The organism is Prevotella sp. Rep29, assembly GCF_019551475.1.
Lineage (GTDB): Bacteria > Bacteroidota > Bacteroidia > Bacteroidales > Bacteroidaceae > Prevotella.
Genome location: NZ_CP047159.1, coordinates 206,570 through 218,938 on the forward strand (window position 1 = coordinate 206,570; position 12,369 = coordinate 218,938).

The window sequence follows — 12,369 nt, forward strand, 5'->3', positions numbered from 1 at the left end:
GTTATACAAAAATGGGAAAAATGAAGTTTATCTGTATCTTACGACGCTTTTTGCTATCTGTCATTTTATTGCTGGCAACATGTGTAATGCAGGCTCAGGAGAACCAGCCTGATCCATCTATGTGGGCAAATCCGTTTCCTCGCACTCCTGACGTGGCAGCCTTGGAGAAATTCGGAGATTACCCTGTCGGCTATCATACAGGAACGGTCAATGTCTCTGTTCCTATTTTCCAATTCCAGCTAAGCAATACGCTTACTTTGCCTATCAGCATAGACTATCACACCTCAGGCATCAAGGTAGAGGAACTCCCTAGTAGTGTAGGACTTGGCTGGGCATTGAATGCTGGCGGATGTATTAGCCGAGAGGTAAGGGGTATGCAAGATGAGTTCCACAATGGTTATTATAATTTCATAAAGCGGAATATTGGTTATCGTTTCCAAGAAACGGTAAATATACATGACACATCATTGATTGATTCCATTACGAGCAACAAGATTGACCCTGAACCAGATATGTTTCACCTAAACCTTTTAGGAAGGTCTTATAAGTTTTTTGTGGGCAGTGACGGAAAATTTTATACCAATCCATATTCCAATTTGAGAATTACGGCATGTCCATTGAACAGTAGAGAAGCGACGGATATATGGATTGTCACAGATGATTATGGAAACAAATTTTATTTCGGTACAGAAGCGGAATATGGTGGAACGGAATATTCTGAACAACATTTGTGGATAGTTGCCTCTGCATGGAAACTTTTTAAAGTGGAATCCCCTGAAGGAAATATCCTTGCCCGTTTCAAATATATCCGTTCAGAATTCGATTCACCTGTCATAACGAGAAACGTTTGTAAGTATCAAGACAATAGTCTTTATTACTATAATGGAAATCCACGTAATCTTCAAGGACATATTGGTTATTTCTCCACGCAGAAAAAAACAAGATTTACGGGATGTTACCTTAACGAAATACAAATTCCAGCAACGGGGACTATCCGTTTTATACAAGGCACAAGTCATATACTTGCCGCAAACCGATTGATTGAGAGTATTTCCTTCAAAGGATGCGACGGCAACAACAAACAATCATACGATTTTGAATACAGCGGAGACCGCTGTTATCTGTCAGCTATCAACCGAAGAGGGACAGAAGACCATAATGCGTTTTTCCGGCAGTTTGCTTATTATGAAGGATTACCTAGCATCTATTCCCGAGGACAGGATTTCTGGGGATATTATAATGGAGCGGATAATAACAAGAACATGATACCATATATTCCTGATTTCATACACAACGGAATAGATTTTGCTAACCGTTATCCGACAGAAAAGGCAAAGGCAGGAAGTTTGAAGCATATTGTATATCCTACAGGAGGAAAAACAACATTCGAATATGAAAACAACAATATCTATACTAATGCTTCATCATATACGATTAATCGCGTATCTGACCTCCTTTCCCTGAATGATTATGGGGGAATTCAAAGTGACACATTACATGTCGCAAAGAAAGAAATCTTTAGCTACAAAGTTCGTTTTTCATACAACCCTATGGAATCATATAAAATCCGTCTGTATTTGAAAGATTTGAGAACTGGAAACATGGTTATAAACAAAGAAGGAAACGAGATGACCTCTGCAACGGGAGGAATGCTTGTCGGATATTCCGCAGAAGGATTTCCTATCTTTTCCTATGAGTCGTCACTGGAAATTAATCCTGGGTTATATCAATGGAACATATCAGATTCCATCATAGAGCCGCATGCAGCCCAGCATATTCGTCCCTCTGTAAAAATAGAATATGACTATTATACGAACATAGCAAATAATGAATATCACGAAGAAACTGTTGGAGGAATAAGAATCAAGAAATTAACCAACTATGATTCGGACAATAAAATAATTGAAGAAAGAGAATACTCCTATCTGACACCTAGCGGTGTATCTTCTGGATATGGAAGTGCCAATCCCTTTTTTGCCAAGCATTATATAGAAGAGATTGACTATGAGAGAAGACCGACAGATTTTATTAACTTCTATTGCGGCATCTACGAACTTCAAGAGGAGAACCTTCTGAGGGTTCCTGGAAATATAGTTCAATATCAATATATTACAGAAGAAAGAAAGTCGGGAGGATTAAGGTTCCGGACTGACTTTACTTATGACAAAAGAGTCTATCAGAATCCGTCTTTAAGATCCAACAACTTCTATTACGAAATGGATCAGTCCCCTTTCCCTTATTCCCAGAATGAACATATGGAAGGACTGATAACATCCAAGATAATCTATCAGCACAAACAAGGAGTCTTCAAACCAGTAAAGAAAGAACATTATAAATACCATATTGAAGAGATGCTCAACAATGGCATGGGAGATCTGGCTGTAGGGTTGACAGACATGGTCAGTGATAAAGGAATGGAACTTGGGTATGACAGGCGTTATATGATGGTGACTTATAGACTATTTTCCTCCAAGGTCCTTCCTTCAAGGACGATTGTGAAAGACATCTTCGGGGATGATACGATAACCACGGTTTCCGAATATTCTTATTCCAAAAAAGATTATGTACACCCAACAAAACTGATAAAGTACATATCTGGAAGCAGTGAGGTGTCTGTCGATTCTTTCCACTATTGCCACGATTTTTCTGATGAGATCTATCGTCTTATGAAAAATCGCAATATAGTTGCACCCGTTATCTGTCACCTGCATAAATACAAAGGGAAGACGACTGTCCGTGAGACGGACTATGCATGGTTTCTGAACGGAACTGACACATTGATTCTCCCATCCGCATCCAAGACAATTCGCGGGAATGCATCGGAATACACGGGCTTTCTCCAATACGACCGCTTCGGCAATCCGCTGCATGTCTGCCTGAATGGTGCGGAAAACAGGTTTATCCTCTGGTCCTATGGCGGCAGGTATCCTGTTGCGGAGATTATCGGTGACATTTCTTTTGATGATGTGTGCAATGCCGTGGAAACGGTTTTTGGGAAAGACATTCATGCCTTGTCCGAGACCTTGATTCCTGACCCGGATATCCTGGCCGGTGGGCTTCTTCGCTCAATCCTCCCCCTTGCAGAAGTCCGCACCTTTACCTATGACAGCATCAATGGTGTCACAACCATCACCGACAGTGAAGGACTTACGACCGAATACCGTTATGATGATTTCGGACGTCTGGCAGAAGTATTAATACCCTACCTGCAGGGCGGTGCGATTACTCCTAAAACAACTTCTACTTATGATTACCAATATAGAATACCATAAATATTTTACGCAGACAGCTATGCGAAATCTATTTCAATTCTTTCTTGTCTTGACTTTATGGATATCCTGCCTTCCAACATGTGCGCAGACATCCTCGGACAACTTTGTGCGTACGAGAAAATATCTGTCAGCCGACGGCTCGGCATGTCAAACCAGTATCAGCTACTGTGATGGTCTTGGACGTGTTGTCGAGAACGTACAGCAAGGAGCAACGCCATCAGGCAACGATTTAGTGACGTTGCAGGAATACGGCACACTCAGCCGTGTGGATAGGACATGGCTTCCCATACCCCACGCCGGTAACGGCAACTTCGTGAGTCCCGATCTTTTCAGGCAGTATGCAACGGGGGCTGTCATCTACGGCGGCGATACGGCTCCCTACACAGAAACCATCTATGAAACGTCGTCGTTGGAACGTGCCAGCAGGCATTTCGGATCGGGACAATCCTGGAAGGGTGCACAAAAAGCCATTGTCATCGAACGGTTTACTAATCAGACGAGCGGGGTCCTGGCATGCCGCAAGTATGAACTCTCAGAAGAAAGAAGTGTAATCCTCGAAGGACTCTTCCCTGCACGGACACTCTTTGTCGAGAAAACAATAGACGAAGACGGACATTGCATCTATGTATTCAGCAACTTCCTCGGTCAGACGCTCCTGCAGCGCAGAGAGACAGACGGAATATATCATGACACCTACTATATCTACGACGGCTATGACAACTTGCGGTTTGTCCTTCCTCCCGAGGCAAGCAGCCAGATGTCGGTAACAGGAGACACGTGGGACATGGATTCTGACGAGTCGCTCCTGCAGTATGCCTATTTCTATCGCTACGACCAGCGTAACCGGTGTGTAGAAAAGAAACTGCCGGGCTGCGAGAAGATCCTGTACATATATGACCGGCGAAACAACCTTGTCTTTTCACAGGATGGTAGCCTGCGCAGTAAAAACAGGTGGCGTTTCTTTCTCTATGATGACAAGAACCGGCCGACCGTCTCCGGCACGTTTTTCTCATTGCAGGCACCTGAGGCGCAAAACATCGGCATCAGCTCACGCTATGACGGCGGACCGCTCGAGGGCTATTCCTCATCGCTAAGCCTGACAGACGAGCGACATATAGAAAAAGTCTGCTACTATGATGATTATTCTGCCTTGTCATACCTTTCAGAGTCATACGCGTCCCTGCTCTCCTATGAAAGAAGCGGAACAGTCGACGGCTATGCCAAGGCGTATTGCATCGGCAATAATCCGTCAGGGAAAGGAAAGCTGACGGTAGAGAAGGTATATGATACGGAAGGTGGCGGGTGCACTGTGAGAAGTTTTTATTATGACGAGCAGAAACGAATCGTACAACAGCATGAGATAAGCCATGAGGGATATTTTGATCATCATTTCTACCAGTACAGTTTTACTGGCAAGACACTCAGGCACAGATACGAGCACGCCATACCCGACGACAGCCTCACGGTCGAATACACTTACACCTACGACCATGCGGAGCGGCTGACGGGTACACAGCTGTCGCTCAACGGTGCAGAACCGGTCACGATAGCTGCAAACACCTACGATGAGCTGGGACGGCTGCAGGGCGTGAGCCGCATGGGGAATCCGCAGCTCTTGACGCAGTATGCCTACAACGTCCGCTCATGGACGACAGCCATCAGTTCGCCGCTCTTCTCCCAGCAGCTCTACTACAACGAGAGCCATAACGGCAGCACGCCGCAGTGGGGCGGCAACATCTCGGCGATGGACTGGCAGGCGGCAGGGGAAACGCAAGGAACAAACGCGGCAAACGGCAGGCAGCGCGGCTACACCTTCGCCTATGACGGGCTCTCACGCCTCACACAGGCTGACTACCATGAGGACAACCAGCGGAGCAATCACTACGACACGCACTATACGTACGACCTCATGGGTAACATCACGGCGCTGCAGCGCAGCGGTCTGCACGACGACGGAGCATACAGCCTCATCGATGACCTGACGTTCGGGTATGAGGGCAACCGGATCACCAAGGTGACGGATGGCGTAACGGACGGTCCCTACCGCAAGGATGCGTGGCACTACCGCGACAGGGTGGATGCTGACATCGAGCGTGAATATGACGGAAACGGCAATCTCGTGAAAGATTTGGACGCGGGAATTTTGAGGATTGAATATAATTCATTAAATTTGCCACAAATGATCAAATTCTCCGACTACAGCAGGCATGTTTATACGTACGATGCGACAGGCAGGAAGCTTCGTGCAGAGTACCATACGCCCATCATGGTGGTTACAGAGCCGCAGGTGCCGGACATGGGGGAAGAAATGCCGGAGCAGGAAGAGGTCTTGATGGAAGAGCAGCAGGAATGGAATGAAGAGGAATGGGAGGAGCAGGAGCAGGAGGAAGAATGGACTGAGTTAGAGCATGAAGAAGAGCCATTGCCCCACTACTTGCCACCATTGATACCGCAAAACGGAGAGGATGAACCTATAGCTGTTGTTCCGAATGGAGATGAACCTGTCATTGACGAAGTTCCCTGCGAGGTGACGACGATTGACTATTGCGGAGATTTTATTTATGTAAATGGTAAACTCAAGCGTATGCTGTTCCCTGGCGGTTACGTCACCTTCCGCAACGACAGCATCGAATGTCCTGAGTACCATTTTTACATCACCGACCATCAGGGAAATATACGGATAGTTGCAAACCAAGATGGAACCATCGAACAAATCAACCACTACTATCCCTATGGTGGTCTAATGGGCGAAAGTACGAATAGCGACCATCAGCCATATAAGTACAACGGCAAGGAATTGGACCGCCATCATGGGTTGGATTGGTTTGATTACGGAGCGAGGTGGTATGATGGAATCCGATTCAGCACGATGGACAGATTTGCAGAGAAATATCCAGAATTATCTCCGTATAGTTATTGTGCGGGAAATCCGATAAAATATATTGATGTGAATGGGGATAGTATTTCTTCTGACATTAAATATCAAGGAATTTTAAATTCTATTTTGGAAAAATCTTTTGGAGATAAAGCTTCTCAATTTACATACACTAAATTAAATAATCTTGTTTTCAATGGAGATGTTTCTAGTTTTTCTAAAGAAGAAAAGGCCGCATATAACTCTCTTAAATCTTTAATGATTTCAAAAAAACAATATAAATTTATTGTAGAAAATAGTTTTGATATTATTACTAAAGATGGTAAAAGATTAACAATAGACACGGGTAATAGCGGAACACATGGAGATGCTGCAGTATATCCAACAGCAACTTTTGATGGTGTGGGTATTATTGGTTTAAGCCCAAATACGACAGAGGCACATGTTCTTGATGTAACTTATACAAAGGAGGGGAATCAAATACCTTTAAATATTAATGACCTTGTATTAAATAATGGTCAAGGACCTTTAAGAACTTTTACAATATATGAAAATTTTTGGCATGCTATAGGTCATTTATTAGGTGGTCCAAAAAATCAAGGAAAAGCAATGGACGTAGAAAATCAAGGTGGAAAAATTCATAAAATGGTGATCGGTGGTGATAAAAAAACTTATATACCATCTCCTATATCCCCTAAGCCTTATAACGCAAACCATCCAAAATATTAATTATGAAGAAATCGTTGCTATTGTTATTTATTTGTGTATCTTGTTCTCATACAATCATAGAAAAAAAAGATGTAATAAAAACACAAAATGGAGTTTTTATCCAAGCTTATTATAGCGAAAAATCTTGTATTAATAATACATCTAGTTATTGTTTTGTTGTAAAAAACTCATCAAATATTCCAATGTATATTTTTTCAACGGTTTTAGAGAATCCGATAATGTTTTATTCTAAAAAAAACCATTCTATCAAAAAGAATGAAATCATATTTTATTCACATTATTATAATTATATGGAAGATGTGATACATAGTGGAATCAAAAAATATAATTTTATAAAAGTGTTACCTAATGATAATTTAAGGATTAACATTGATGAGAGTTTTGTAAATCAATCTAAAAAGAAAAAAATGAAATTAATATATTATTATTTTTATGGAGATATTAATGGAAATCTTTTAAATACTTGTGAATTATCCCTTCAAAAGGGAGTACAAACAGTCGAAATTTGAGAATAAAGGACTGATCCTATTTCATTGAATACGACGGAAACGGCAACCTGACGAAAGATTTGGACGCTGGGATTTTGAGGATTGAATATAATTCGCTAAATTTTCCTCAATTAATTATGAGACATCACGAGGAGGTGACTATGTATTAACAACAACTATCAATGATAAACAATAGAACAGAAAACATGAAAAAGGCACTTATCTTGTTGCTCTTGACGCTGCTGACCATCGGTTCGTCGAGAGCACAAAGCGTCCGTCAGGACGACAGCTATCGCATGGGTAAGCTGAAAAACGGACTTACCTACTACATCCGCCACAATGCGAAGGAACCTGGATTGGCAGAGTTTTATATTGCGCAGCGTGTGGGAAGTATTCTCCGTTCGTCTGGATATGCTATCCAGACGCATTAGATACAAGAATTTGCAATGCGCCAACGACCCTTGGTTCCGCCCGAACATGGCGACTATAGCAAACAATTTGTGCTTGCAGTTTGACTCTATAGATAAAATTTTGCATAACGAAAAAAGATTTTTATTCACTTTATCGAAAAAATCCTTACCTTTGTAACCGATATCATTGGAAGGAACTTTTGTAAAAAATGCCAGGAATGGTTTAATGTCCAGATGTAGGCTTTTTCTGGTCAACCCAAATGATAATTCCAATACGCATAAGAAGAGAAGAAAGAAACAAACAATAATTAAAAATAGTGCTATGAAAAAAACATTATTATCACTTTTCGCCCTTTTGGTGGCGACGGTCAGCACAAAGGCTGACGAAGGTATGTGGACGCTCTACAATCTGCCACAGGCAGTTTATGAGCAGATGAAGGCAGAGGGGTTCTCCCTGACTTACAACGATTTGTATTATGGCGACCATGCCGTGAAGAATGCCGTAGTGAACTTCTCTGGCTATTGCTCCGGCGTGGTGGTGTCGCCTAACGGACTGGTGTTTACCAACCACCATTGCGGTTTCGAAGCCATCCGCTCGCACTCGACCGTGGAGCACGACTACATGCTCAACGGGTTTTATGCGAAGTCGTATGAAGAGGAGTTGCCCAATGAGAACATGTTCGTGTCGTTTATGATTGACCAGCAGGACATCACGGCACGGATGAAAAAACTCGGAATCGATGAAGTGTCGCTCGAAAAACAGGCTATCTTGATTGATTCAATCCAAAAAGTGCTGAACGACTCCATCAAGCGCATCGACAAGACGCTGCACGTGGAGGTGGACCCATTCTACGAGGGTAACAGCTATTATGCTACCACTTATCAGAAATTCAACGACCTGCGACTGGTGTTTACCATTCCGAAGTCGATGGGTAAGTTCGGTGGTGAGACCGACAACTGGATGTGGCCGCGCCAGACATGCGACTTCTCCGTGTTCCGCATCTATGCCGACCCGAAGACCAACGGACCGGCAGACTACAGTGAGAACAACGTGCCTTACCGTCCGAAGCACTGGGCTCCCATCTCGATGGAGGGCTACAAGGAGGGCGATTTCTCAATGACACTGGGCTATCCGGGCAGCACCAATCGCTATCTCTCCAGCTATGGCATTCGCGAAATGCGTGATGCGGACAATGCTCCGAGGGCTCAGGTGCGCGGCATCAAGCAGGAAATCATGATACGCCACATGCGTGCCGACGAGGCAGTGCGCATCAAGTACGACTCGAAATATGCACAGAGTTCCAACTATTGGAAAAATGCACTCGGAATGAACAAATGTATCGATTCCATCGGCATTATTCAGCAGAAAGAGGACTACGAGCGGAGAATACAGGCTTGGATGGACAAGACCGGACACTTCAAAGGACAACTCGACTTCGACCAGATGAAACGCGACTACGAAAAGAGCTTCATCCCCAGCCAGACGTTCACCTATCTCTGGGAATCATTCGGACGAACCAACGAATTCTGCACCCGCGCATTCAGAGTGAACTACGGAATGCCGCTCGAGGGACCGGAAAATAATCCCAAAAAGCAGTATTTCGTGTTCAAAGACAATTCAGAGGAATGGGACGAGGCGCTTGATAAGGAAGTGTTTGCCGCCCTGCTGAAGAATTACAAGGAGCAGGTGGACACCAAATATCTGCCCGATTTCTACAAAGAGATTCAGACCAAGTTCAACAACAATTACACGGCATACGTGGACTATCTCTACAAGAAATCGTTCCTCATGAAGTCTGGAAAGAAAATCTATCCTAACAAAAAGTCTTTCAAGAAAGACCCGGGTGTGCAGTTCGGCATGCAACTCATTGAGGCTGTATTCGGATTGCGCGAGGAGATTAAGGATGCTGCCGACGCCATTGAAAAGCAGGAAAAACTGCTCTGTGCTGCCAAGTTGCGCATGGAGGCTGACCTGCCTCACTATTCCGATGCCAACTTCACCATGCGTCTTTCTTACGGACAGGTGGGCGGCTTCGAGCTCGGCGGCAAGCCGTCAGGATTCTACACCACGGCAGAAAGCATTGTGGAAAAGATGAAAAAAGCCGATGAAAACGTGGAATATTTCGCAGAGCCCATCATGCACGAACTGCTTTCTGCGAAAGATTTTGGACAATACACTGACCCGCGCAGCGGTAAGATGCAACTTTGCTTCCTGACCAACAACGACATCACGGGAGGAAACTCCGGCTCACCGATGTTCGACGGTAAGGGACGGCTTATCGGACTGGCGTTCGACGGCAACTGGGACAGCCTCTCGAGCGACATCAACTTCGACAGCCGCCTGGCGCGCTGTATCGGTGTCGATATCCGTTTCGTCATCTTCATGATGGACCGTTGGGGACAGGCTGACCGCCTGCTCCGGGAGATGGGATTGAAAAAATAATGTGAAAGAAATGTAAATCGCTGACTGTACACAATATACAGCCAGCGATTTACGTTAAAAGTAAAAAGTTTAAACAAGAAATGTTGAGATGAAAAAGTTACTGACTCCCCTGCTGTTACTCTGTGTGCTTGCGGTGCAGGCGCAGTTCGCACAACCAGTGCGTTTCACCTCCGACCTGAAAATGCTGTCGGACGGGGAAGCGGAAATTGTCTTCACGGGTAAGATTGATGCCGGATGGCACGTGTATTCAACCAATCTTGGGCAGGACGGACCGATTGCCGCCACGTTCAACAGCGTGAAGATGGATGGTGCCGAGCCTGTCGGAAAACTGCAGGCGCGGGGCAAGGAGCAATCGAAGTTCGACCAGATGTTCGGCATGAACGTGCGCTATTTTGAGAATCAAGTGACGTTCGCGCAGAAAATCAAGTTCACCAAACCTGAGTACAACATAGATTGTTTCTTGGAGTACGGGGCGTGTAACGACGAAACTTGTCTGCCGCCTTCGGAGGTTGCCATGAAGAAATCGGGAAAGTCGCCCGTTGTGAAGGAGCCTGAGAAGAAGGACGAGGCAGCGAAAGATGAAGCCGCAGAAGACGAGGCGGCAGAAGATGGTGCTGATATGGCGGCAGAGGCAAAGGACTCGCTGGCGACTGACAGTGCCGCATTGATGGCACTCACCGATGCCGACAAGGCGGGTTGGTGGACACCCGTTACGGGCGAATTGTCCAAATACCAGCAACCGGTCGGTTCGTCATCGTTACTCTACATATTCCTTGCCGGACTGTTGGGCGGATTCCTCGCCCTGCTGACGCCCTGTGTGTGGCCCATCATTCCCATGACGGTCAGCTTCTTCCTCAAGCGTAACAAAAACAGGAAGAAAGCCATACGCGAGGCTGTGACCTATGGGCTTTCCATCATTGTCATCTATGTGTTGCTCGGCATCATCGTCACGCTGCTCTTCGGACCGAGTGCGCTGAACGCCATGTCAACCAATGCCGTCTTCAATATCTTCTTCTGCCTGTTGCTGGTGGTTTTTGCCGCCTCTTTCTTCGGAGCGTTCGAGCTGACGTTGCCCGCCTCCTGGAGCAACAAAATCGACCAGAAATCGGAGAATACGACAGGTCTGCTGAGCATCTTCCTGATGGCATTCACGCTCGCATTGGTGTCGTTCTCTTGCACGGGTCCCATCATCGGGTTCCTGCTCGTGGCGGTTTCTACGCAAGGAAATATCATCGGACCGCTTGTGGGAATGCTCGGATTCGCCATTGCGCTCGCCATCCCGTTCACCCTGTTTGCCGTTTTCCCCACACTGTTGAAGTCGGCACCGAAGTCGGGCAGTTGGATGAATACGGTCAAGGTGGTGCTCGGCTTCATCGAGTTGGCGTTTGCATTGAAGTTCCTTTCCGTTGCCGACCTTGCCTACGGATGGCACATTCTCGACCGCGAGGTGTTCCTCGCACTCTGGATTGTTATCTTCGGACTGCTCGGCATCTATCTGCTCGGATGGCTCAAATTCCCGCACGACGCACCGGAGAATCGCACGAACGTGCCACAGTTCTTCCTTGCGCTCCTGTCCCTGGCGTTCACGGTGTATATGATACCCGGCTTGTGGGGCGCACCACTCAAAGGCATCAGTGCTTTCGCACCGCCGATGAATACGCAGGACTTCAACTTGCAGGAGACTGCCGTCGAGGCGAAATTCACCGACTACGACCTCGGTATGGCGGAGGCACGGCGACAAGGGAAACCCGTTATCATCGACTTTACGGGCTTCGGTTGCGTCAACTGCCGGAAGATGGAAGGGGCAGTGTGGACCGACCCGACGGTAGCGAAGATGCTCAACGACGATTTCATCCTCATTTCTCTGTATGTGGATGACAAAACCCCGTTGCCCGAACCGATTGAGGTGATTGAAAACGGACAGCCGGCGACCTTGCGTACCATCGGCAAGAAGTGGAGCTATCTGCAGGCAATGAAGTTCGGTGCCAACACGCAGCCCTTCTACGTGATGCTCGACAACGACGGAAAACCGCTTGCCGGCAGCCGTTCCTATGATGAGGATATTCAGGAATACATCAAGTTTCTGCAAACGGGTCTTGACAATTATCGGAAGCGTTGATGCGTCACGCAAATTCGATGAAAAAAGACTACA

At 45.7% G+C, this 12,369-nt stretch carries 5 protein-coding genes and 1 pseudogene; all 6 read left to right on the plus strand.

Features of this window, described 5'->3' with window-relative positions; genetic code table 11:
- The first annotated feature begins 11 nt into the window (after window positions 1-11).
- Window positions 12-3,272: an RHS repeat domain-containing protein gene (locus GRF55_RS00885; RefSeq protein WP_220368701.1), complete on the plus strand. Its 3,261-nt coding sequence runs from the start codon at window positions 12-14 to the stop codon at window positions 3,270-3,272.
- Window positions 3,273-3,378: 106 nt separating this feature from the next.
- Window positions 3,379-6,876: a DUF6443 domain-containing protein gene (locus tag GRF55_RS00890; protein WP_220368702.1), complete on the plus strand. Its 3,498-nt coding sequence runs from the start codon at window positions 3,379-3,381 to the stop codon at window positions 6,874-6,876.
- A 2-nt stretch (window positions 6,877-6,878) separates the two neighbouring features.
- Window positions 6,879-7,385, plus strand: a complete 507-nt coding sequence (locus GRF55_RS00895; RefSeq protein ID WP_220368703.1) for a hypothetical protein — start codon at window positions 6,879-6,881, stop codon at window positions 7,383-7,385.
- A 185-nt stretch (window positions 7,386-7,570) separates the two neighbouring features.
- Window positions 7,571-7,762 (plus strand): annotated as a pseudogene (locus tag GRF55_RS00900) (hypothetical protein); the annotation flags it as partial.
- Between the two features lie 334 nt (window positions 7,763-8,096).
- Window positions 8,097-10,217, plus strand: a complete 2,121-nt coding sequence (locus GRF55_RS00905; RefSeq protein WP_220368704.1) for a S46 family peptidase — start codon at window positions 8,097-8,099, stop codon at window positions 10,215-10,217.
- An 88-nt stretch (window positions 10,218-10,305) separates the two neighbouring features.
- The gene (locus GRF55_RS00910) at window positions 10,306-12,336 is read left to right on the plus strand and encodes a cytochrome c biogenesis protein CcdA (protein ID WP_220368705.1); all 2,031 of its coding nucleotides are present in this window, start codon (window positions 10,306-10,308) and stop codon (window positions 12,334-12,336) included.
- Window positions 12,337-12,369 lie beyond the last annotated feature (33 nt).

Coding starts and splice junctions, on each gene's coding strand:
- GRF55_RS00910 (WP_220368705.1), top strand. CDS start 10,306: ATGAAAAAGTTACTGACTCCCCTGCTGTTACTCTGTGTGCTTGCGGTG.
- GRF55_RS00885 (WP_220368701.1), top strand. CDS start 12: ATGGGAAAAATGAAGTTTATCTGTATCTTACGACGCTTTTTGCTATCT.
- GRF55_RS00905 (WP_220368704.1), top strand. CDS start 8,097: ATGAAAAAAACATTATTATCACTTTTCGCCCTTTTGGTGGCGACGGTC.
- GRF55_RS00895 (WP_220368703.1), top strand. CDS start 6,879: ATGAAGAAATCGTTGCTATTGTTATTTATTTGTGTATCTTGTTCTCAT.